This window comes from Bacteroides sp. HF-162, assembly GCF_015679285.1.
GTDB lineage: Bacteria > Bacteroidota > Bacteroidia > Bacteroidales > Bacteroidaceae > Bacteroides > Bacteroides uniformis.
On record NZ_CP064937.1, the window covers coordinates 2,474,566 to 2,497,043 of the forward strand.

At 45.5% G+C, this 22,478-nt stretch carries 18 protein-coding genes; 9 read left to right on the forward strand and 9 right to left on the reverse strand.

Translation table 11 applies throughout. The features are described from left to right. Positions 1–12: 12 nt before the first annotated feature. Entirely contained in the window at positions 13–1,824 is a 1,812-nt protein-coding gene (locus ITJ87_RS09975) for a glycoside hydrolase family 2 protein (RefSeq protein ID WP_117600949.1), read from the forward strand. A gap of 89 nt (positions 1,825–1,913) precedes the next feature. Here ITJ87_RS09975 and ITJ87_RS09980 read toward each other — a convergent pair whose 3' ends face one another. After that, complete coding sequence (locus ITJ87_RS09980; RefSeq protein WP_117600948.1) at positions 1,914–3,905, reverse strand: glucosamine-6-phosphate deaminase; 1,992 nt, start codon at positions 3,903–3,905, stop codon at positions 1,914–1,916. A 498-nt stretch (positions 3,906–4,403) separates the two neighbouring features. On the opposite strand from ITJ87_RS09980, the gene ITJ87_RS09985 reads away from it, so the two are divergent. Then, entirely contained in the window at positions 4,404–5,105 is a 702-nt protein-coding gene (locus ITJ87_RS09985; protein ID WP_117600947.1) for an SIMPL domain-containing protein, read from the forward strand. On the opposite strand, the gene ITJ87_RS09990 is transcribed toward ITJ87_RS09985, so the two are convergent. Genes ITJ87_RS09990 through ITJ87_RS10000 form a run of 3 tightly spaced genes read right to left on the reverse strand, consistent with a single transcriptional unit; the run spans position 5,077 to position 6,731 of the window. Continuing rightward, on the reverse strand, positions 5,077–5,883 hold the full coding sequence (locus ITJ87_RS09990; protein ID WP_117600946.1) for an amidohydrolase: 807 nt from the start codon (positions 5,881–5,883) through the stop codon (positions 5,077–5,079). The genes ITJ87_RS09985 and ITJ87_RS09990 overlap by 29 nt on opposite strands. Before the next feature lie 22 nt (positions 5,884–5,905). Then, positions 5,906–6,460, reverse strand: coding sequence for a 1-acyl-sn-glycerol-3-phosphate acyltransferase (locus ITJ87_RS09995; RefSeq protein ID WP_117965468.1), 555 nt, complete (start codon positions 6,458–6,460; stop codon positions 5,906–5,908). A 1-nt stretch (position 6,461) separates the two neighbouring features. Further along, positions 6,462–6,731 (reverse strand): hypothetical protein, encoded by a 270-nt coding sequence (locus tag ITJ87_RS10000; protein WP_117600944.1) that lies wholly within the window; start codon positions 6,729–6,731, stop codon positions 6,462–6,464. A 303-nt stretch (positions 6,732–7,034) separates the two neighbouring features. Between ITJ87_RS10000 and ITJ87_RS10005 the strand changes: the two genes are divergently transcribed. From ITJ87_RS10005 to ITJ87_RS10015, 3 genes are read left to right on the forward strand one after another with little or no spacing between them, the layout of a single operon-like run. Continuing rightward, positions 7,035–8,309, forward strand: coding sequence for an efflux RND transporter periplasmic adaptor subunit (locus ITJ87_RS10005; protein WP_117600943.1), 1,275 nt, complete (start codon positions 7,035–7,037; stop codon positions 8,307–8,309). Between the two features lie 7 nt (positions 8,310–8,316). Beyond that, the gene (locus tag ITJ87_RS10010; RefSeq protein ID WP_117965466.1) at positions 8,317–11,427 is read left to right on the forward strand and encodes an efflux RND transporter permease subunit; all 3,111 of its coding nucleotides are present in this window, start codon (positions 8,317–8,319) and stop codon (positions 11,425–11,427) included. Between the two features lie 17 nt (positions 11,428–11,444). Then, positions 11,445–12,821, forward strand: a complete 1,377-nt coding sequence (locus ITJ87_RS10015; RefSeq protein WP_117600941.1) for an efflux transporter outer membrane subunit — start codon at positions 11,445–11,447, stop codon at positions 12,819–12,821. Between the two features lie 81 nt (positions 12,822–12,902). Here ITJ87_RS10015 and ITJ87_RS10020 read toward each other — a convergent pair whose 3' ends face one another. Together ITJ87_RS10020 and ITJ87_RS10025 are read right to left on the reverse strand one after the other, a co-directional pair. Then, positions 12,903–13,409, reverse strand: a complete 507-nt coding sequence (locus ITJ87_RS10020; protein ID WP_117965465.1) for a cold-shock protein — start codon at positions 13,407–13,409, stop codon at positions 12,903–12,905. 79 nt (positions 13,410–13,488) lie between these two features. Next, complete coding sequence (locus tag ITJ87_RS10025; RefSeq protein ID WP_117600939.1) at positions 13,489–13,794, reverse strand: RNA-binding protein; 306 nt, start codon at positions 13,792–13,794, stop codon at positions 13,489–13,491. A 307-nt stretch (positions 13,795–14,101) separates the two neighbouring features. Between ITJ87_RS10025 and ITJ87_RS10030 the strand changes: the two genes are divergently transcribed. Together ITJ87_RS10030 and ITJ87_RS10035 are read left to right on the forward strand one after the other, a co-directional pair. Further along, complete coding sequence (locus ITJ87_RS10030) at positions 14,102–15,748, forward strand: diphosphate--fructose-6-phosphate 1-phosphotransferase (RefSeq protein WP_117600938.1); 1,647 nt, start codon at positions 14,102–14,104, stop codon at positions 15,746–15,748. A 69-nt stretch (positions 15,749–15,817) separates the two neighbouring features. Continuing rightward, a complete protein-coding gene (locus ITJ87_RS10035; protein ID WP_171030441.1) occupies positions 15,818–16,690 on the forward strand; it encodes a glycoside hydrolase family 25 protein in 873 nt (290 codons plus the stop codon). 54 nt (positions 16,691–16,744) lie between these two features. Here ITJ87_RS10035 and prmA read toward each other — a convergent pair whose 3' ends face one another. After that, on the reverse strand, positions 16,745–17,587 hold the full coding sequence (prmA, locus tag ITJ87_RS10040) for a 50S ribosomal protein L11 methyltransferase (protein ID WP_117600937.1): 843 nt from the start codon (positions 17,585–17,587) through the stop codon (positions 16,745–16,747). A 281-nt stretch (positions 17,588–17,868) separates the two neighbouring features. Between prmA and ITJ87_RS10045 the strand changes: the two genes are divergently transcribed. Both ITJ87_RS10045 and ITJ87_RS10050 read left to right on the forward strand, forming a co-directional pair. Then, entirely contained in the window at positions 17,869–19,239 is a 1,371-nt protein-coding gene (locus ITJ87_RS10045) for a hypothetical protein (protein ID WP_117600936.1), read from the forward strand. A gap of 33 nt (positions 19,240–19,272) precedes the next feature. Beyond that, a complete protein-coding gene (locus ITJ87_RS10050; RefSeq protein ID WP_117600935.1) occupies positions 19,273–20,961 on the forward strand; it encodes an OmpP1/FadL family transporter in 1,689 nt (562 codons plus the stop codon). 112 nt (positions 20,962–21,073) lie between these two features. Here ITJ87_RS10050 and ITJ87_RS10055 read toward each other — a convergent pair whose 3' ends face one another. Then, positions 21,074–21,979, reverse strand: coding sequence for a hypothetical protein (locus ITJ87_RS10055; protein WP_117965463.1), 906 nt, complete (start codon positions 21,977–21,979; stop codon positions 21,074–21,076). Between the two features lie 20 nt (positions 21,980–21,999). After that, complete coding sequence (locus ITJ87_RS10060; RefSeq protein WP_117965461.1) at positions 22,000–22,470, reverse strand: DUF4252 domain-containing protein; 471 nt, start codon at positions 22,468–22,470, stop codon at positions 22,000–22,002. Positions 22,471–22,478: the final 8 nt, after the last annotated feature.

Sequence of the window (22,478 nt, forward strand, 5' to 3'; positions counted from 1 at the left end):
TATGTAAACCTTATGAAGACACTTTTGAAAAGCAGTATTGCCTTCCTTTTGCTTCTGGTACCGGTTTTGGCCTTCGGGCAGCAGGTTCTCCAAATCATGAATGTCGGTGCACGCCAGACAACGTCCCTTGACGGACAATGGAAAACGATTGTAGATCCCTTTGAAAACGGTTATTATGACTATCGTTTGAAGCCTTATGACGGCGGTTATGCCCAAGACAAGACTTATTCTGATAAGACCCAACTTCAAGAGTATGATTTTGAAACGGATAAACTGCTGTTTGTTCCCGGTGACTGGAATACACAACGGCCTCAGTTGTACTATTATGAAGGCACTGTGTGGTATCGAAAGCATTTTGAATACTCCCTGCAACCGGGCAAACGTCTTTTCCTCAACTTTGGAGCTGTTAATTATGAAGCCATTGTATGGCTGAACGGCAAACGTCTGGGCAGGCATATCGGTGGCTTTACTCCTTTTAATTTTGAAATTACCGGCCTTTTGAGGGAAGGTACCAATAGCCTCGTGGTGAAAGTCGATAACAAACGCCATCCCGAAGCTGTGCCTACGGTCAATGCCGACTGGTGGAATTTCGGTGGCATCACCCGGCCGGTTACCTTGATTGAAACGCCTTCGACTTACATACGTGATTATTACGTACAATTGAAGAAGAATGATAAAGATACGGTTGAAGGCTGGGTACAACTGGATGGTTCTGCCAAAGAGCAAAAGATAGTGCTGGATATTCCGGAACTGAAAGTGAAGAAAGAGGTTGTAACGGACTCCAACGGTTATGCTTCGTTCCAGGTAAAGGCCAAACCGGTCTTGTGGACTCCGGAAAAACCTAAGCTGTATGTGGTGAATCTGTCTTCCGAAACAGATAAAGTCTCTGATGAGATCGGCTTCCGGACTATCCGTACAGAGGGAACTAAAATACTGTTGAACGATGAAGAGATATTCTGCAGAGGTATCAGTATCCACGAGGAGACTCCCTACTATAGCGGGCGTGCCTATTCAAGAGACCATGCCCGTACTTTACTGAGTTGGGCAAAGGAGCTTGGATGCAATTTTGTCCGCCTGGCCCATTATCCCCACAATGAAGAGATGGTGCGTGAGGCAGAGCGCATGGGATTTCTGGTATGGTCGGAGATTCCGGTGTATTGGACTATTCATTGGGAGAATAAGGATACCTATCAGAATGCGGAACAGCAGTTGTGTGATATGATTGCACGTGACAAGAATCGATGTAACGTTATCATCTGGTCTATAGCCAATGAAACGCCTCTTAGTGAACCGCGCCTGGCATTCCTTACCAAGCTGGCAAACAAGGTCAGGAGTTTGGATAATGTCCGCTTGGTTGGTGCGGCGATGGAGAAGGAAGAAGTTCGTCCGGGCGTTATGACTGTGAATGACCCGTTGGGAGAACTCCTTGACATTATCAGCTTTAATGAATATGTGGGTTGGTATGACGGCGATTCGGAAAAATGTGACCGTGTGAACTGGGTGTTCGATGCCCGGAAACCGGTCTTTATCAGCGAACTTGGAGGAGGTGCTTTGTATGGACGGCACGGTTCCAGGAAAGAACGGTTTACGGAGGAGTATCAGGAAGATTTGTATATCCGCCACGTGAATATGTTGAAGCGTATTCCGGGACTGGCCGGTACTACACCGTGGATACTGAAGGATTTCCGCTCTCCGAGGCGTCATGTACCCGAAATACAAGATGATTTTAATCGCAAAGGGCTGGTGTCTGATAAAGGACAGAAGAAAAAAGCTTTCTTTGTTTTGCAGAAATGGTACAGAGAATTGGAAGAGAGTTATAAATAGGATTTGTCCGATACATATTAAAAAAAGAGGCTGTCTCCATAATGAAAATTTGGAGACAGTCTCTTTTTATTTTTTTATATTTCATCCGTTTATAGCGGAATGTATTCCACGAAGGCCTCCATCGCTTCATAGGAAGCAAGTCCGAGGCTGTCGTACAAGGCGGCTGTTCCGCGGTTGCGGTCTTCACTGCGTTGCCAGAACAGACGTTCGTCATTGCCCAGGAACGGTGCACTTTCCATTTGTGACTGATGCTTCAGGATAGAGTTACGCTTGGCACGCAGTTCCTCCGGGCTGATGGGCACAGCCATTTCGATATTTTCGATTTCCCATTCTGCCCATGCACCGCGGTACATCCAGATGCGGCATTCCTTCAACCATTTGGCACCTTCTTCTTTTTCCAGGTCGATGGCGGCAAATACGGCGTCCGTACAAACACGGTGTGTTCCGTGCGGGTCGGCCAGGTCACCGGCAACGAAAATCTGATGGGGTTTCACTTCACGCAACAAGTTGCGTACGATTTCCACGTCTGCTTCGCTGATAGGATTCTTCTGTATCTTGCCCGTTTCGTAGAACGGCAGGTCGAGGAAGTGGCAGTGATCCAAAGGTATGTTATTGTATGTACATGCGGTACGTGCTTCGCCACGACGAATCAGCCCCTTGATGGTCAGGATGTCGCGTGTATCCATGTCACCGTCTTTCTTCTCCTTCAGATACTTGCGGATTTCGGCATATTTGTCGTTGATAACCTGGTCCTCGCTGTTGTTGAAGATTTGGTTGAACCCGTTGATGAAGTGCAGGAAACGGATAACTTCTTCATCGCCTACGGCAATGTTACCGGAAGTTTCGTAAGCCACATGCACGTCATGTTTCTGTTCTACCAGACGACGGATGGTACCTCCCATAGAGATAACGTCGTCATCGGGATGCGGAGAGAATACGACCACGCGTTTGGGATAGGGCTTTGCACGTTCGGGGCGATAGGTGTCGTCTGCGTTCGGCTTGCCGCCCGGCCATCCGGTGATGGTATGCTGCAGGTCATTGAATATCTTGATGTTCACGTTATAGGCTGAACCGAACAATGCCAGCAATTCACTCAAACCGTTTTCGTTGTAGTCCTTGTTGGTCAGCTTCAGAATGGGTTTTCCGGTGAGTTGGCATAGCCAGACGATGGCGCTGCGGATGAGCTTGTCGTTCCATTCGCAGGAAGTTACCAGCCAGGGGCGTTGGATACGTGTCAAGTTGGCGGCGGCAGACAAGTCGATAGCTACATGTGCATTGTTGTGGGTCTGTAGATAAGATGCAGGGATAGTATCTGTTACCGGACCTTCAACGCATTCTTTCACCTTTTGTGCTTTCTCCTCACCCCATGCCAGTAGATATATTTTCTTTGCCGAGAGGATGGTGGCTACTCCCATGGTGATGGAGCTGATGGGGGTATTTTCAATGCTACCGAACATTTTGGAAGCTTCATTGCGGGAATCGCTGTCCAGCAATATCAGACGGGTGGTAGAGTTCTGGCGTGAACCCGGTTCGTTGAAACCGATGTTACCTACACGACCAATGCCCAGCAAAGCGATATCTAAGCCACCGAAACTTTCAATGCGCTGCTCGTAAAGACGGCAATATTCAAAGATGGTGTCTTTGGCGATGGTGCTGTCGGGGGTGAAAACATTCTGTTTGTCAATGTCCACATGGTCTATCAGCATTTCCTTCAATGCGTTGAAGTTACTGTTGATGGCATTGGGAGCTAATGGATAATATTCGTAGAGGTTGAATATGACTACGTTGCGGAAACTTAATCCCTCTTCCTGGTGCATACGTACCAAGTTTGCATATACATTGCGCGGAGAGTTACCGCCTGCCAGTGCCAAGACACAGAAACGTCCCGCCTTTTGCTTGTCACGGATTAACTGTGCAATGTCAAGGGCAATTTGGTTGGCGCCTTCTTCTGCAGACTCATAAATATCTGTAGGGATTTTTTCCAGTCGGGTCAATACCGACCGTTCAAATGCATTCTCAGGTCTGTAGTACCTGGGGGAGACTCTGTTGAGAGTGATTTGAGAGCTTAGATTGGTTTTCATAAAATTTATTATTAATAAATGATTAAGTATTGTACTGTTCTTTCAATCAACAAATATACGAAAAACAATGTTCATCCGCATATTGCTGAAGATTAATTAAGAAATACTGTTCGTCCCATATCTCATATGGGGTTTGACAGCCGTACGGAAAGTGTCTTCGGTACATTCCATAAAGTCATGGCCAATCGCCACCGTGAGTATGGATTTTACGTTGGGTCAACATAGGATTTAGGGGTTAGAATTATTAAATTAATCATGTTGTCGCTTTGACATTGTTTCGAAGGACAAAAATAGGTACTTTTTGGAGAAGATGTACTCTTTCTTTGGGGTATTTTCATTAAATACTCTAAAAAAGCGGATTGGGTGCATTTTGTATAATGTCTCGTTCGTTTGGGGTATAAGTGAGGATAATCATATAAAAATAGACCATTCATTGCACTTTTTGTCGTTTGGGTTTGTTATATTTGTGTGTGTTTATAAACTCTAAAATATTAATGTATGAAAAGCTGGAAAGTAGAAGCAGCCATCATAGCTGTGGGGTTGCTTTTGTTGGGAATCATGGTAAAAGGCGGTATCAACAATTTTGTGAATAAGGATCGTGTAGTCAGTGTGAAAGGGTTGGCTGAGATGGAAGTACCTGCCGACAAAGTAGTCTGGCCTCTTGTCTACAAAGACATAGGTAATGATCCTGCACTGCTTTATGCCAATATGGAGAAGAAAAACGCTGCCATCGTGGGTTTCCTTGAAAACAACGGCATTGAGAAGGAGGAAATAAGTATTGCACCACCCGAAGTGATTGACATGCAGGCCGAACGTTATGTTGACCGCAACGTGGCTTATCGTTATAATGCCACGTCTGTCATCACTGTCACTTCCAAGAATGTGGATAGGGTACGTAAACTCATGTCCGGGCAAGCAGAACTCTTGAAGCAGGGCATTGCCATCACGGGAGGGGATTATAAATATAACGTGTCTTATGAATTTACCGGTCTCAATGAAGTGAAACCCAAAATGATAGAAGAAGCTACCAAAAATGCCCGTGCCGCAGCCGAGAAATTTGCTAAGGATTCGGACAGTGAACTGGGAAAAATCCGCAATGCCTCGCAAGGGCAGTTTTCCATCAGTGACCGCGATGCTTATACTCCTTATATAAAAAGCGTACGTGTAGTGACTACTGTGAACTATTATTTGAAGAAATAACGAACTCGTCCGCATCTTTCCAAGCGGGAAACTTTAACCTGAACTCCTGCAGGGAGGAAAGGCTGAGGGAGGCGGTGGCAGTTGTCTCTTCGTTGTCGGGTACAGTGGCAAGCACTTCCCCCTTCGGAGAGTAGACCACACTGCCTCCGCTGTGTGGAATGTCTCTGCCGTCTCTGCCGATACGGTTGACACCGCAGACATAACTGATATTTTCCAAAGCACGTGCTTGCAACAGAATGTCCCAGACTTTCCGGCGGGAAACGGGCCAGTTGGCAACATAAATAAGAAGGTCGTATTCGCTGTGCTTATTGCGGCTCCAAACTGGGAAGCGGAGGTCATAACATACAAGCAACAGTATGTTCCAGCCGCGATACTGGATAATGGGACGTTGGCAGCCGGAAGTGAAATGCTCTGTTTCGTGTCCCATCCGGAAGAGGTGTCGTTTGTCGTAATAGTAGGCATTGCCTTCGGGCGTAAGGAAGAATGCACGGTTGTAGTAGGAGGGATTTCCTCCTTTCGAGGCTGTTTCGCAGGCAATATAGCTGCCTGTAAGAGCGAGTTGGTATTCTTCAGACCATCGGCGCAGAGTCGTGATGGTTTCTCCCGTTGTAGGTTCGGCCAAGCTGCTGGTGTCCATACTGAAGCCAGTGGAGAATGTTTCCGGTAAAACAACAATCTCCGTTGTTCCACGAAGAGTTTCTAACTTCTCGCGGAGACGACGGAGATTTTCTTGTTTATTTTCCCAGACAATGTCTGTTTGCAGAATGCTTATTCGCATGGCATTAATGCTTAATACCTGATTAGATATTTCCTAAATCAAAATTTTCGGGATTTTTTCCTTTAAAGTTCTTGAAGTACAGTTTTATCTCGCGCATATCCTTTTCTATGTCTCCGGTAGGCATGACAGCTTTGGTAGAGGAGATGGTCTTGGAAGGATAATCAATCCCGATAAGCATAATGGGTACTTGTGCTTTCAGTGCTATGTAATAAAAGCCTTTCTTCCAGTTTGGATTGGCTTTACGGGTTCCTTCGGGAGTGATGGCCAGATGGAAATGCTTACTGGCGGCAAACCTTTCTGTCATTTGGTCTACCAAGGAAGACTTGCGCCCCCGGTTCACCGGAATGCCGCCAACGGCTTTGAATATCACTCCAAGAGGAAAAAAGAACCATTCCTTTTTCATCATGAAGCTGGTTTTACGGCCGATGGCACCATAAAACAATTTACCGATAAATAAGTCCCAATTGGAAGTATGGGGTGCCGCACAAATTACACATTTGTCGTAGTTGGGCACCGTCACATTTGTCTTCCAGCCCAGCAGACGATAATAAATGAAGCTATAAAAGGCTTTCTTCATCTTATTTCAGTTTGCCCATTGCATTAATAATCTCGTCTACTTTTGCATTGAAGTCAGTACGAAGTTTTTTGTAGAAACCTTTTACATTTCCTGGTTCGGTATGGCTGATGCGGCTTATGAATTCATCTTGCATTTTTAGAATTTCAGCCATCAGTGTATCGGCTTTTTGTTTGTCTGTTCCAGGTACATATAAGCTATTTACAAGACACTCTGTGAATAATTCACCCGCAATATAGTTTATATTCTTTTTTAGTTCTTTTCTACTTGCCATAATCTTTACGTTTAAAATGAATAATCTGAGTTATTTTCGGTAAAGATAATGTTTTTCTTTGTTAGTGTAGAGGAAAAAAGGGTTTTTATGTGTTTTTAATTTATTACTTTTGTGGAATAATTCTACAAACTGTGGATGTATTCCACAAGGTAAAATGGAAGATGCCCCCATGAATAAAGAATTACTATCTTATCTTCTGTCTGATATATAGCTTATTAGATGTAACTGATAAGATAGTGGTGGATTGGCATCGAATTTGCTTTGATAGAAGGAAATAGGGTTAAATTTAATAGACAAACAAGCATGAAACAGTTTTTTACGAAAAAAGAATTAAAGCTGAAGAAGAAGAGGCTACTGATGATGGTTGCCTGCATGACGGTATTGTTGGCTGGTTATTTTATTCTGACTTGGCCTAAGAAGGTTGAACCGGAAGCTCCTACCGTAATCGTAGAATCTGCAGAAAAAGGAGATGTAGAGATATATGGTGAGTACGTGGGACGTATTCGTGCCCAGCAGTTTGTAGAGGTACGTGCGCGTGTGGAAGGGTATTTGGAGAATATGCTTTTTGCAGAAGGAACATATGTCACCAAGAACCAGGTGCTTTTTGTAATAAACCAGGACCAGTATAGGGCAAAGGCTGACAAAGTCCGTGCACAGTTAAAGAAGGATGAGGCGCAGGCATTGAAGGCAAAACGTGATTTGGAGCGTATCCGCCCCCTTTATGCGCAGAACGCTGCCAGCCAGCTGGATTTAGACAATGCCCAGGCTGCTTATGAGACTGCAGAAGCCTCGGTAGCGATGAGCCAGGCCGATTTGGATCAAGCTGAATTGGAATTGGGGTATACATTGGTCCGTTCTCCGCTATCGGGACATATCAGTGAAAGAAATGTGGATTTGGGAACATTGGTCGGACCGGGAGGTAAGTCCTTGCTGGCTACGATTGTGAAAAGCGATACAGTGCTGGTAGACTTCAGTATGACGGCATTGGATTACCTGAAAAGCAAGGAACGGAATATCGATATAGGGCGTCAGGACTCGACGCGTTCCTGGCAGCCGAACATTACGATTACTTTGGCGGATAATACTATTTATCCTTATAAGGGGTATGTGGACTTTGCCGAACCTCAGGTGGACCCGCAGACGGGAACATTCTCCGTACGTGCAGAAATGCCGAATCCTGACAGAGTGTTGTTGCCGGGGCAGTTTACAAAGGTGAAGCTGTTGCTGGATGTACGTGAGGGTGCTGTCGCCGTTCCTCAAAAGGCAGTTACCATTGAGAAAGGTGGTGCATATATTTTTGTGATGCGCCGGGACTCTACGGTTGAAAAGCGTTTCATTGAGTTGGGACCTGAATTTGGCAACAATTGGGTGGTTGAACGTGGTCTGGCTGCCGGAGAACAAATTGTGACGGAAGGTTTCCACAAGCTGACTCCGGGTATGAAAGTACGTGCCCAGGTTGCCGTTCCTAAAAAGGAGGAAGAACAGACGAGTGATTCTCTGAACAAGCAGGTTGTTTCCGAAACGAAGCAGACTACTCCGACTGAGAATAAATCAAAGGACAACAACCCTTCAAAGTAATGATGTTATGAAAGTAAGTTTCTTTATAGACCGCCCGGTATTCTCGGCGGTGATATCGATTGTGATTGTAATTGTCGGTATCATTGGCCTGACCATGCTGCCGGTAGACCAATATCCACAGATAACGCCTCCAGTAGTGAAAATCAGTGCTTCCTATCCGGGAGCTAGTGCATTGACTGTTTCGCAGGCGGTGGCAACCCCTATCGAGCAGGAGATAAACGGTACTCCCGGTATGCTATATATGGAGTCCAACAGTTCCAATTCTGGAGGATTTTCGGCTACGGTCACTTTCGACGTGTCTGCCGATCCGGATTTGGCTGCCGTAGAAATACAGAATCGTGTGAAACTGGCGGAGAGCCGTTTGCCGGCCGAAGTGATTCAAAACGGTATTTCTGTGGAAAAGCAGGCTCCCAGCCAGTTGATGACCATCTGTCTGACTTCCAGTGACCCGAAGTTCGACGAAATTTATTTGAGTAACTTTGCTACTATCAATGTACTCGACTTGTTGCGCCGTATCCCCGGTGTTGGACGTGTTTCCAACATTGGCAGTCGCTACTATGCCATGCAGATATGGGCGTTGCCCGACAAACTTGCCAACTTCGGACTGACGGTGCAGGATTTGCAGAATGCCCTGAAGGACCAGAACCGTGAGTCTGCTGCGGGTGTTTTGGGACAACAGCCGGTGAATGGGCTCGACATTACTATCCCTATCACTACCCAGGGACGCTTAAGTTCGGTAAAGCAGTTTGAGGATATTGTGGTCCGTGCCAATGCCAACGGTTCCATTATTCGTCTGCGCGATGTGGCTCGTGTTTCATTGGAAGCATCTTCATATAGTACGGAGAGTGGAATCAACGGTGAGAATGCTGCTGTTCTCGGTATTTATATGCTTCCCGGGGCCAATGCAATGGAAGTTGCAAAAAGCGTGAAGGCTGCTATGGAGGAAATCAGTGCAAATTTCCCTGAGGGGATGAGTTATGAGATTCCCTTCGACATGACGACTTATATTTCCGAATCCATTCACGAGGTATACAAGACGTTGTTCGAAGCGCTGATTCTGGTGGTACTGGTCGTATTTCTTTCCTTGCAAAGTTGGCGTGCGACGGTGATACCGATTGTTGCGGTACCTATTTCCCTGATTGGTACCTTCGGTTTCATGCTTATTTTCGGTTTCTCTCTGAACATACTGACTTTGCTTGGATTGATTCTCGCTATCGGTATTGTGGTGGATGATGCCATTGTGGTGGTGGAGAACGTAGAGCATCTTATGGAGACGGAGAAATTGAGCCCGTATGAAGCTACCAAAAAGGCGATGAACGGATTGGCAAGTGCCTTGATTGCTACATCATTGGTGCTCTGTGCCGTATTTGTACCGGTAAGTTTCTTGAGTGGAATCACCGGACAGTTATACCGTCAGTTTACCATTACTATCGCCGTTTCTGTGTTGCTTTCTACGGTAGTGGCCCTGACACTTAGTCCCGTCATGTGCTCGCTCATATTGAAACCCGACAATGGAAAGAAAAAGAACATAGTTTTCCGCAAAATCAATGAATGGCTGAACTTGGGCAATCACAAATATGTGGCTGTCATTAATCGGGTCATCAAGAATCCCCGCCGCTTAATGAGTGCGTTCGGGCTGGTACTGGTTGCTATTTTCATTATCCACCGGTTGGTGCCTACCAGCTTCCTGCCGGTAGAAGACCAGGGCTATTTTAAGATAGAGTTGGAGTTGCCGGAAGGTGCTACTTTGGAGCGAACCCGTGTGGTGACGGATCGTGCTGTGCAATACTTGGAGAAGAATCCCTATGTGGCCTATGTGCAGAACGTGACAGGTAGCAGTCCCCGTGTGGGTAGTAACCAGGCGCGCAGTGAGCTGACGGTTATCCTGAAACCGTGGGAAGAACGTAAGGGAATTTCCATCGATAAGATAATGGAGAATGTGGAGAAGGATTTGAAGGAATATCCCGAATGCAGGGTTTATCTTTCCACGCCTCCGGTCATTCCGGGATTGGGTACTTCGGGAGGTTTCGAAATGCAGCTTGAGGCGCGTGGAGAAGCAACGTTTGACAACCTGGTGCAGGCGGCAGATACACTGATGTATTATGCCCAGAAACATAAGGAGCTGACGGGGCTTTCATCATCCTTGCAGTCTGAAATACCGCAGCTTTATTTTGATGTGGACCGTGATAAGGTGAAAATGCTGGGTGTGCCCCTGGCGGATGTATTCTCTACCATGAAGGCTTATACCGGTTCTGTATATGTGAATGACTTCAATATGTTCAACCGTATATATAAGGTGTATATTCAGGCTGAGGCTCCTTATCGTGAGCATAAGGATAATATCAACTTGTTCTTTGTAAAGGCAAAGGACGGAGCGATGGTGCCGCTTACTTCCTTGGGAAATGCCTCTTATACCACCGGTCCGGGCAGTATCAAGCGTTTCAATATGTTTACTACTGCCGTCATCCGCGGTTCTGCGGCACAAGGTTACAGTTCCGGTCAGGCAATGGAGATTATGGAGCAGATTGCGCGTGACCACTTGCCAGACAATATTGGTCTGGAGTGGAGTGGCCTTTCCTATCAGGAAAAGAAAGCGGGAGGACAGACGGGCCTTGTGCTTACGCTGGTATTCCTTTTCGTATTCCTCTTTTTGGCTGCGCAATATGAAAGTTGGACGGTGCCTATCGCTGTATTGCTTTCACTGCCGGTTGCCGCTTTGGGTGCCTATCTGGGCGTTGTGATATGCGGATTGGAGAATGATATTTATTTTCAGATTGGCTTGGTGATGCTGGTGGGACTTGCGGCAAAGAATGCCATTTTGATTGTGGAGTTTGCCAAGGTGCAGGTCGACAAGGGAGGAGACTTGATACAGTCTGCCATCCATGCTGCCCAACTCCGTTTCCGCCCTATTCTGATGACTTCCCTCGCTTTTGTATTGGGAATGCTTCCTATGGTATTGGCAAGCGGACCTGGCTCGGCAAGCCGTCAGGCCATCGGTACGGGTGTTTTCTTCGGAATGATATTTGCCATTGTATTCGGTATTGTGCTTGTACCGTTCTTCTTTGTCCTGGTATACAAGACAAAAGCAAAAGTGCAGCATAAGATTAAGAAAGACTGATTTTAAAGACAACATTTATGAAAAGAAAGAACATATATATTATTTTGTTGCTGAGTATGTTTGCCCTTACCTCATGCAAGGTGGGCAAGAGCTATGTGCGTCCGGAGATGGCATTGCCAGATAGCCTGGCACAGCAGCAGGATAGCATGAGCATAGCCGATGAACAGTGGCAGGCGGTTTATACGGACAGCACGCTGCGTGGTTTGATAGACCGTGCTCTGGAATATAACAAAGACATGCTGATCGCAGCTTCCCGTGTCAAGGAGATGGCTGCCCAAAAACGTATCAGTGTTGCCAACCTTCTGCCGCAGCTCACCGGAAAAGTGGAGGCTGAGCGTGAGGTGGAGAATTACGGTGGTCATAGCCGTGATGTAGGCAATTCTTACGAAGCCAAGGCATTGCTCTCTTGGGAACTGGACCTTTGGGGAAACTTGAGATGGAAGAAGGTGGCTGCTGTGGCCGAATATCTGCAAAGTGTGGAGGCGCAGCGTGCGTTGCGCATGACTATCGTTGCGGAAGTGGCGCAGGCGTATTATGAGCTGGTAGCCCTTGATACGGAACTGGAGATTGTACGCCAGACACAAAAGGCGCGCGAAGAGGGAGTGCGCTTGGCCCGTATTCGTTTTGAAGGCGGGCTGACCTCGGAGACCTCTTATCAGCAGGCTCAAGTGGAGTTAGCCCGTACGGCTACGCTTGTTCCGGATTTGGAGCGCCGTATCTCTCTGAAAGAAAATGATATCTCTTTCCTTGTGGGGGAATTTCCTACCCGTATCAAGCGTGTCAATTTTCTGCAGGAACTGGATGTGCCGGAGTCCTTACCGGTAGGTCTGCCTTCGGATTTGTTGGAACGTCGCCCCGATGTCCGTGCGGCAGAGCAGCAGTTGAAGGCTGAACATGCCAAAGTGAAAGTTGCTTATACCAATATGTTCCCCCGTCTGGCCCTGACCGGACAATTTGGATTGGAAAGTGATGTGTTGTCCAATTTTCTGGAATCCCCCTATTCCTTATTGAATGGGGCGGTCTTGGCACCGCTTTTCGGTTGGGGAAAGAACCGTGCTGCACTGAAAGCGCAGAAGGCTTCTTTTGAAGCCGAAGTGCATAGTTATGAAAAGACTGTGCTGAATGCTTTTAAGGAAGCGAAGAATGCCATTGTGGATTTCAATAAGATAAAGGAGGTCTACCAACTGCGTGCCAAACTTGAACGCTCTGCCAAGGGATATGTGGATTTGGCACAGTTGCAATACATCAACGGCGTCATCAATTATATGGATGTGCTCGACGCCCAGCGTGGTTATTTTGATGCCCAAATAGGGGTAAGCAATGCCATCCGCGACGAACTTATTGCCATGGTAAATGTCTATAAGGCATTGGGGGGCGGCTGGCAAACCGAATGACGTGTGATTAAAGAAAACTGTAAGGGCGTGTATATACTATCAAATATTTCGGTACATACACGCCCTTTTTCTATAATTGGCTTATTTCATCTGGGATTCTGTATTTAGAGTCTCCTTGTTTTCTTTCTTTTTCTTTGCCTTTTCTACTTCAAGAGCTACGTTTACGGCATTCATGCCTTTAAGGCCACGTTCAAGGTCGAACGTCACAATATTGCCTTCTGTTATATCTGTCAGCACATTATTAATGTGGAAAAAGTATTTTTCGACTCCGGATAAGTCCTTGATGAAGCCGAAGCCTTTCGATTCATTGAAAAATTCGATACGTCCTCTGCGGATGACCGGTTCTTCCTTGTCTTTTTTGGGAGTTGATATGACGATTTCTTCCAGCTTTATTTCTTCTTTAGGAGTGTTTTCTGCCGGAGGAGTAGAGGTTATCATGCCGTTTTCGTCAACATAGGCAATCATATCTTCAAAGCTGCTCGCTTTGTTGGATAGCTTTTTTTCTTCTTTCTTTTTCTGTTTTTCAGCCCGTCGGGCGAGTCTTTTCTTCTCATTTTCACGCTTGTCTGCGGAGATGGATTTGGCCATGTATTTTTATTTTTTTAGTTATAAAAAAAGCAGGGGGCATTGCTACAACACCTCCTGCTTCTGTCAGTAGTTAAGAATATTAATATCTTCTAGAGTTGTAACCGCCTCTTCTGTCGCGATTGCCGCCATTGGAAGGTCTTTCTTCGCGGGGGCGTGCCACGTTTACCGAGATTTGTTTGTGGTCAAATTCAGCACCGTTCAATTCGTCAATGGCTTTCTGGCCTGCTGTATCGTCCGGCATTTCTACGAAACCAAAACCTCTGGATCTTCTTGTTTCTCTGTCTGTAATGATTCTTGCAGAAGAAACTTCTCCGTACTCTGAAAATAAATCGTTTAAGTCAGCGTCTGTTGTGCTGAAATTTAAACCTGAAATGTAAATGTTCATTTGAAATTTTAATTAATTGTAATTATTAAATTGGAGTATGGAGAATAATTATGGAAGAGACCGCCTAATAATAGTTGTATATTAAAAGAAGAACAATGCGATAACGACTCGTAACTCAAACTTTGCGACAAAGATAACACAATAAATCAGTTAATTGCTTTCTTCTCCTTTTTATTTTAGGATAAAAAACGATAAATGTCATTTTATACATTATTTCGGCTTCTCGTTTGCATATCTTACGAAAAAAAGCGAAATTTGCGACGCTTTTAAACGGAACTTTACTAACACCTTTAAATAATTAAGAGAAATGACTAAAAGTGCATTGCAAATTGCAAGGGCTGCCTATCAGCCCAAACTTCCGAAAGCGCTGAAAGGAACTGTTAAGGCTGCAGAAGGCGCAGCTACTCAGTCTGTTGCTGACCAGGAAGAAATCAAGAAATTGTTCCCCAACACGTACGGAATGCCTTTGATTAAGTTTGAAACTACCGATGAGGCGGTTGACTTCCCCGCAATGAACGTGGGTGTTATCCTTTCCGGTGGACAGGCTCCCGGCGGCCACAATGTGATTTCCGGTATTTTCGACGGTATCAAGAAGCTGAACAAAGACAGCAAATTGTATGGCTTTATTCTGGGTCCTGGCGGCTTGGTTGACCATAATTATATGGAACTGACTGCTGACATCATTGATGAATACCGCAATACGGGTGGTTTTGACATCATAGGTTCGGGCCGTACAAAGCTGGAAAAGGAAGAACAGTTTGAGAAAGGTTATGAAATCCTGAAGGAACTCGGCATCAAGGCACTGGTAATCATCGGTGGCGATGACTCCAACACCAATGCTTGCGTACTGGCTGAATACTATGCTGCCAAGAATTATGGTGTGCAGGTAATCGGTTGTCCCAAGACCATCGACGGTGACTTGAAGAATGATATGATTGAAACTTCTTTTGGTTTCGATACAGCTTGCAAGACTTACTCTGAAGTAATCGGCAACATCCAACGTGACTGTAACTCTGCCCGTAAATACTGGCACTTTATCAAGTTGATGGGACGTTCTGCTTCTCATATTGCTTTGGAATGTGCATTGCAGGTACAGCCCAATATGTGTATCATCTCTGAAGAGGTTGAAGCGAAGGATATGTCTTTGGACGATATTGTGACCAACATTGCCAAGGTCGTTGCCGAACGTGCAGCTCAGGGTAACAACTTCGGTACGGTTCTTATCCCCGAAGGATTGGTTGAATTCATCCCGGCCATGAAGCGTCTGATTGCTGAGTTGAACGACTTCCTTGCTGCCAATGCAGAAGAGTTTGCTCAAATTAAGAAATCTCACCAACGCGATTATATCATTCGTAAACTCTCTCCGGAGAATGCTGCCATCTACGCAAGCTTGCCCGAAGGCGTGGCTCGCCAGTTGTCTTTGGACCGCGACCCGCACGGAAACGTACAGGTATCTCTGATTGAAACAGAAAAGTTGCTGTCCGAAATGGTTGGCACTAAGCTGGCTCAGTGGAAAGAAGAGGGCAAGTTCGTAGGCAAGTTTGCTGCACAGCACCACTTCTTCGGTTACGAAGGACGTTGCGCTGCTCCGTCTAACTTCGACGCTGACTACTGCTACTCTTTGGGTTATGCAGCATCTGCATTGATTGCTAACGGAAAGACCGGTTACATGTCTTCTGTACGCAACACGACTGCTCCTGCCGAAGAATGGATTGCAGGCGGTGTGCCCATCACTATGATGATGAACATGGAACGTCGCCACGGTGAAATGAAGCCGGTTATCCAGAAGGCTCTGGTGAAGCTGGACGGTGCTCCGTTCAAGGCATTCGCGGCTCAGCGCGACCGTTGGGCTATGGAAACAGACTATGTTTATCCGGGTCCTATCCAGTACTTCGGTCCGACAGAAGTTTGCGACCAGGCTACGAAAACTTTGCAGCTGGAGCAGGCTAAATAAGTTGACGCATCAACAAGTTGACAATAAAACGGAGGGGCGGTTCATTCCGCCCTTTCTTTTCATTTACTCATGGCAACCAAGACCTCCACAAATACCCGGCGTAAAACTACTGCCGCACGTCGTTCTTCCTCTCCGCGGAGCAAGAAGAAAACGCAGCCGCGTACCATGCCCGTATGGTTGCGCAATCTTTTGGCGGTCTGTATCATTCTTGTTTTTTCTACCGGCTTTTACTGGTTTTTCATTCGTCCTTATGCTTATCGCTGGAAGCCTTGTTATGGCCAGAAAGGTTACGGTGTATGTATGCCTTGCAACTATGAGGTGCATGGCATAGACATATCCCATTATCAGGGAGAGATAGACTGGGAACTCCTGACACATAATAGAGAAGCCAAATTTCCTATCCATTTTATTTTTCTGAAAGCTACCGAGGGTGGCGACCATGGTGATGATACGTTTACGCAGAACTTCGGCCAGGCGCGTAAATACGGTTTTATCCGTGGTGCCTATCATTATTTTATCCCTAAGACCGATGCCCACAAGCAAGCCGATTTCTTTATCCGTACCGTGCAGCTGGCAAAGGGAGACCTGCCTCCCGTACTCGATGTGGAGACTACCGGCAAGCAGTCACCGCAGGAACTTAAAACGGCGGTCAAGACTTGGCTGGATAGGGTAGAGGCGCATTACGGCGTAAAGCCTATTCTTTATACTTCCTATAAATTCAAGAAACGCTATCTCAGCGATTCCATTTTCAATGCTTATCCTTATTGGATAGCTCATTATTATGTAGATTCCGTGCGCTATGAGGGCAAGTGGCACTTTTGGCAGCACACGGATGTAGGCACTGTGCCCGGTATCGAAGAAGAGGTGGATTTGAACGTCTTTAATGGTACAATGGAGGAACTTTTGGAGCTTACGTTGAAAACTCCTTGTATAGAGCGCTAAAGGTCAACTTTAGCTTCCTGATATTGACCTTTAGCTTCTTAGTATAGACCTTTATTATTTCTGGAATTTCACCGCTGCCCATCGGTTCTTCTCACGGTGGTGGACAAAGTGCAGCCCGTTGCGTTCGGCTTCTTCGCGGATGACGGGAATGTCATCTATGTAGAAACCGCTCATCAACAGCTCCGCACCGGGATTCATGCGGGCTATGTAGTGCTTCATATCTGCCAGGAGGATATTGCGGTTGATGTTGGCGATAACCATATCAAACGGACCTTTGCTTTCCAGAGAGGAGGCATCACCTTGGGATACGGCAATGTTATCCACTCCATTCAATTCTATATTTTCGAGGGAGTTGCGCACGCACCATTCATCTATATCGATAGCTGTACAAGGAGAGGCTCCACGCATGCGTGCCAATATGGCAAGGATGGAAGTTCCGCAACCCATATCGAGCAGTGATTTGCCTTGCAGGTCACTGTCCAGCAGTTCGCCGATGATGAGGCTGGTGGTCTCGTGGTGTCCCGTGCCGAATGCCATCTGCGGATTGATGACGATGTCATATTCAGCCTGGGGAACATCATTGTGGAAAGTGCTGTGGATGACACAGCGGTCTCCGATGACGATGGGCTGGAAGAAGTTCTTTTCCCATTCTTCGTTCCAGTCTTTATCTTCGGCTTCCACATAACTGTATTCTATTTGTGTGTCGGGCAGGGGAAAGTCGGCAAGTGCCTCTTTGAGGGCGGTTTCGCTATAAAGTTCTTTCTGTATGTAAGCGGTGATGCCGTCGGTCTGCTCGACAAAACTTTCAAAGCCGGCTTCACCCAAGACGCCGGAAAGCACATCGTTGACTATTTCTGTACACGGAACGGTGCGGAATGTAAATTCTAAATATTTCATCGGAATATGATTGTTTGTTAAATACAGAATATGATTCTTAGAAGCAAACCTGTTTCTGCGTATATTTGTTTATCTTTTTGCAAAGATAATGCAAACCGGGGGTAGAATAAAACGGACGTGCTCTTTTTTTATCCGGCAGGGCCTTTGATTTATTGAATGATAGGGTATTTAGGGAATTCCCTATAAATCTTTGGGGAAAATCTGCTGTATGGGATAAAATCCGGCGTTATCTTTGTGACGTGAAGAAATAGATAAACGTAAAATCCATAAACCAAACTAATATGAAAAAGATTGTTTTTTTATCGCTTTTTGCCTTGTGCCTCCCATGGACACTGGTGGCACAAAGTATAGATGACGACCTGTACTACACTCCTTCCAAGAATAAGGAAGAGAAAAAAGAAGAAGTGAAGCGGGAGAAGAAAGTAGCTGCTCCCGTAGAAGAGATTGTAGTAAAGTCGAATGCGCCGACCACTATTTATTCATCGCCGGGAAGCACTACTGTTGTAGTAAAAGACCGTAAGGGGAAAATCCGCAATGTGGACGAATATAACCGTCGTTACGATTCCCGCGACAATGATTTCGTGATGGAGAACGATACCCTTTACATCAATGAAAAAGAAGATGACGGCCTGGACGGCGAATGGGTGAACGGTGAGTTCGAGGGTTCGCAGGATGATTACGAGTATGCTACCCGTATTATCCGTTTCCGCAATCCCCGTTATGCCATCAGCATCAGCAGCCCACTGTATTGGGATGTGGTCTATGGTTTGAATTCCTGGGATTGGAACGTGTACACCGATGGTCTGTATGCATACGCTTTCCCGACATTTACCAATCGTTTGTGGTGGGACTGGCGCTATAACTCTTATGGTTGGGGCGGCTATCCTTACTATGGCTGGGGATGGAACAGCTGGTACGGTCCGAGTTGGAGTTTCAGCTGGGGCGGCTGGTACGGCGGTGGTTGGTGGGGACACCATCATCATTACCACCACCACTATTATCCTGGATGGTATCATGGAGGCGGTGGTCATTGGGGAAATGCATATACCAATAGACGTTCATTTGGAAGTTCTCGTGGAAATAGGGTCTCTGCCTATGGAGGAAGTACAACAACTAGACGTTCTTCTTATGTGAATGGTGGGCAAACAGTGCGTCGCAGTGGGGCTGCTGCAACGGGACAAGTTAGACGTGGAAGTACCGACACTAATCGCAGAGTAGTAGGGACAAGGTCATCTGCTGCTACACGTTCCAGCGCTACTCGCTCCAGTGCTACGCGTTCGGATGCCGCTACGAGTAGACGCTCTACTTATACTCGCCCAAGTAGTACACGTAGTAGTTCTTATGGTAGTAGTCGTTCTACTGTAGAGGGAGTGCGACGTAATACTTCTACAGCAGGCGGTCGTTCCTCGGTAGGGACATCTTCGCGAAGTACTACCCGTAGCTCGGCAACTTATAATCGTGGCTCAAGTACTGCTCCTGTACGTAGTAATTTCAATAATAATCGCAGTAGTCGTTCTTATAATAATAGTGGCAGTAATAGTCGTTCCTCTTCCAGCTTTTCTTCTGGAGGTGGCTCTCGTTCTTCGGGTGGAAGTTATTCAACTGGTGGAGGATCTTCTCGTTCAAGTGGTGGAAGTTCCAGAAGGAGATAAAGAACTTACTGATTAATTCTAAAAAGTGGATTTATGAAAAAAAATATAATGATGATGGCACTTGCTATGTTTACAGCTGTGAGTGTCAGTGCACAGACTATTTATAATGCAGCTAATATTGCAAATAAAGATTTGAATGGGACTGCTCGTTTTGTAGGAATGGGAGGTGCTATGGGAGCATTGGGAGGAGATATTACCACTATGGGAACCAATCCTGCGGGCATAGGTATATATCGTAGTAATGATGCTGCTGTTTCCTTTGGATTTTCTTCATATGGAACTGAAAGTAACTATATGGGTAATAAAATGAGTTCGGATAAGACACGGGCAGATTTCAATAATGCAGGTTTTGTGTTTTCCACAAAGGTAGGAAATGTAACTCCTTTGCGATACGTGAACTTTGGATTCAACTACCAGCGTGTAAAATCTTTTTACAATAACATGCAGATGGAAGGTAATCTTGGTGATTTCTCTCAAACTATTTATATGGCTAATCAGGCATCAGGTGCAGGTGGTATTAAAGATTGGCCTGATAATCCTTATCGGGATAATAATATAGGTTGGCTTTCTGCTATGGGATATAATGGCTATTTGATTACAGACTTGATTTCGCAAGGAGATTTAGATAAATTGTTGGCCTCAAACCCGAATTATTCTAACTATGTACCTTATATGAAAGATGGTGTACAAGTTCAAAATGTGGATGGAGAATTGATGTACCGCACTCCGGGCGAATATGTAGGTATGTATACCGGAGCAGATGCTAAGTTTCATTCTGAGGAACGTGGAGGAATTGATCAGTTTGACTTTAATGTTGCTTTTAACTTTAACGACCGTATCTATTTTGGATTAACTGTTGGAGCTTATGCATTGGATTATAGCAAATATTGTTTCTATGATGAAAATTATGGTGGAGGTGAAGGCTATAATTTGCAGACATGGAGTAAAATCAATGGAGCGGGATTTGATGTGAAGTTGGGAGCTATCGTACGTCCGTTTGAGTATTCTCCATTACGTATAGGGTTCTCGGTACACACACCGGTATTCTATAGCTTGGATTATAAAACCAATGCACGTTTGGAGTCTGATGTATGGAATGATTTGAATGTGACGAATGAAGTGGGTACTCCGAGCAATGAGATAGGACATTATGATGAAGATACTTATGATATTCTTAATGGCGACATGGTGAGCAAATTTCAACTTCGTACTCCGTGGACTTATAATCTCAGTTTAGGATATACTGTGGGTAATAATTTAGCGTTGGGAGCTGAATATGAATATAAGGATTATTCCTCTATTCAGTTCAGAGATGATGCCGGTTATGCAGACTCTTTCGATTATGAGAATTCTACTACAGATATGTTAAAAGGTGTTAGTACCATTCGTTTGGGAGCCGAGTATAAGGTGATTCCTCAGTTTGCTTTGCGCGCTGGTTATAATTATCAGTCTTCTATTTTCAAGGATGACGCTTTTAAGAATCTCCCACTAAACTCCATTCAGACGGATACTGACTTTGTTAACAGTGAATCGTTGAGTAACTATACATTGGGTATAGGTTATCGCGGTTCTATGTTCTATGCTGATTTAGCTTATAAGTATACTACTTATGATGCGAAGTTCTATCCATTTGATACATTTGATGGGAATAGTTTGGTACAAGCAACCAAAGTAACCAATACCCGTAGCCAAGTGCTCCTCACTCTAGGCATACGTTTTTAGAAGAATAATTTTTCATTGCAGATAACCTTTCATTGTCAATACCTTAGGGTATAAAAGAACTCCCCGGAATGTACAAATACATTTCGGGGAGTCTTGTGTTATAGAGGAGGGGTTACAAATACCATGCCACGCCAAATGAATAGGGAGACACTTCCGGTCCCTTGTTTTTTTGGAATAATCCGTATGTGGAATAGCGCAGGTAAATGCCGATATTACCGTAACCGGCTTGTGCCAGCAGATTTATGCCGACGGGCTGTGCATACATACCTTTTCCTACGGTTTTCTTCTTGCCTCCATTGATGTGTGAGAATGACTTCACGCCGTGGCGTATCTCAAATTCGGGACCGGCATTGAAGAACACTTTGTGTCTTCCTACTCTTTGTTGCCATTCCATCAATAAGGGTACGCGGAAGAAGAAATGGCGCAGACGGCTTTTGCTGTAGCTGGTCTCTTCATTCCCTGCGGTGAAAATACTGGTTCCATTTTCCTTTAGTAAAGCATAGTTACCGTCGATATTGAAAGAACGGTATCCCCAGCTGACTCCCAGGTTGATTCCCCAATGCGGGTTCTTCTTGAAGTTGTGATATACGGAGAGGATGTTGAAGCCGAATTCCCATGATTTGGACAAGTCGAGTCCCATCTTGTCACTTGCTCCGAAGAAGAGGAAGTCGTTAGCCAGCCGGCTGTAGCCAATATACAGACCGGAACAGTGCGGTTCGTAAGCATTGTACCTTCTCTTTTTGGGGATGAATGGCAGGGCATCGAGGAAAGTACGCTTGTCTGCATCCACCTTCTCGAGATAGACCCCTTCATAAATTTGCACTTCTTTTTTCTCGCCGTCTTCCAGCTGCTCTTCGTACACCTTGATGCGCATGTCTCCTTTTCCTTTCCGGATGATGATGGAGTCGCCTTGTGTCTGTACTGTAGCTTTCTGTTCAGGGTCAGTCTGTTGTTGTGCTGCCATGCGGCCGGCCGGCACAGCAAGCAGGCAGGCCAAAATCATAATTCTGGTTTTCATATCGTATATTGTTTTTAGTGTTATTCCGATTTGTAAAGCATATCCATCATTTCCTTTTCACTGAGCAGGCCCTCTATGTAAATCAAAGTGCCCATGGAGTCTTTTCCTATCTTGAAAATGAGGTAGCGGTTCAGTTTCTTTCCATTGCGTTCCACCTCTTTCAGTTGGTAATAGGCACTGCGCAGCACACCGCTTTCCATTACCTCCTGCGCCTTCTTTGCGTTGTCTTGCTTGTCGTGTACAATGGCCTGCTGAATTTCCCGGCGATAGGGGGATACATTCTTGAACACAAGGCTCTTGTAGGTAGTCATGCGGTAAGATTTCAGGATGCTTCCGTTCAGCTCTACCCTGGTCACGTCCTTTTGTTCGCCATACTTGTTGAACAGGTCGGCTATTTGCAGTCCCTCTTGTGCATGTACAAAGGCTGGCAGGCAAATCAGCAGGAAAAAGAGGCACAGAATACGTATGCAAATCAGTGTAGATGTTTTCATAACCTTGT

Bases quoted from the DNA above. Each gene is read 5' to 3' on its own strand.
- ITJ87_RS09995 (WP_117965468.1), bottom strand. From the start codon at position 6,460: ATGAAGAAAGCCTTTTATAGCTTCATTTATTATCGTCTGCTGGGCTGG.
- ITJ87_RS10060 (WP_117965461.1), bottom strand. From the start codon at position 22,470: ATGAAAACATCTACACTGATTTGCATACGTATTCTGTGCCTCTTTTTC.
- ITJ87_RS09985 (WP_117600947.1), top strand. From the start codon at position 4,404: ATGAAAAGCTGGAAAGTAGAAGCAGCCATCATAGCTGTGGGGTTGCTT.
- ITJ87_RS09975 (WP_117600949.1), top strand. From the start codon at position 13: ATGAAGACACTTTTGAAAAGCAGTATTGCCTTCCTTTTGCTTCTGGTA.
- ITJ87_RS10025 (WP_117600939.1), bottom strand. From the start codon at position 13,794: ATGAACATTTACATTTCAGGTTTAAATTTCAGCACAACAGACGCTGAC.
- ITJ87_RS10000 (WP_117600944.1), bottom strand. From the start codon at position 6,731: ATGGCAAGTAGAAAAGAACTAAAAAAGAATATAAACTATATTGCGGGT.
- ITJ87_RS10050 (WP_117600935.1), top strand. From the start codon at position 19,273: ATGAAAAAAAATATAATGATGATGGCACTTGCTATGTTTACAGCTGTG.
- ITJ87_RS09990 (WP_117600946.1), bottom strand. From the start codon at position 5,883: ATGCGAATAAGCATTCTGCAAACAGACATTGTCTGGGAAAATAAACAA.
- ITJ87_RS10035 (WP_171030441.1), top strand. From the start codon at position 15,818: ATGGCAACCAAGACCTCCACAAATACCCGGCGTAAAACTACTGCCGCA.
- ITJ87_RS10010 (WP_117965466.1), top strand. From the start codon at position 8,317: ATGAAAGTAAGTTTCTTTATAGACCGCCCGGTATTCTCGGCGGTGATA.
- ITJ87_RS09980 (WP_117600948.1), bottom strand. From the start codon at position 3,905: ATGAAAACCAATCTAAGCTCTCAAATCACTCTCAACAGAGTCTCCCCC.
- ITJ87_RS10005 (WP_117600943.1), top strand. From the start codon at position 7,035: ATGAAACAGTTTTTTACGAAAAAAGAATTAAAGCTGAAGAAGAAGAGG.
- ITJ87_RS10015 (WP_117600941.1), top strand. From the start codon at position 11,445: ATGAAAAGAAAGAACATATATATTATTTTGTTGCTGAGTATGTTTGCC.
- ITJ87_RS10055 (WP_117965463.1), bottom strand. From the start codon at position 21,979: ATGAAAACCAGAATTATGATTTTGGCCTGCCTGCTTGCTGTGCCGGCC.
- prmA (WP_117600937.1), bottom strand. From the start codon at position 17,587: ATGAAATATTTAGAATTTACATTCCGCACCGTTCCGTGTACAGAAATA.
- ITJ87_RS10020 (WP_117965465.1), bottom strand. From the start codon at position 13,409: ATGGCCAAATCCATCTCCGCAGACAAGCGTGAAAATGAGAAGAAAAGA.
- ITJ87_RS10045 (WP_117600936.1), top strand. From the start codon at position 17,869: ATGAAAAAGATTGTTTTTTTATCGCTTTTTGCCTTGTGCCTCCCATGG.
- ITJ87_RS10030 (WP_117600938.1), top strand. From the start codon at position 14,102: ATGACTAAAAGTGCATTGCAAATTGCAAGGGCTGCCTATCAGCCCAAA.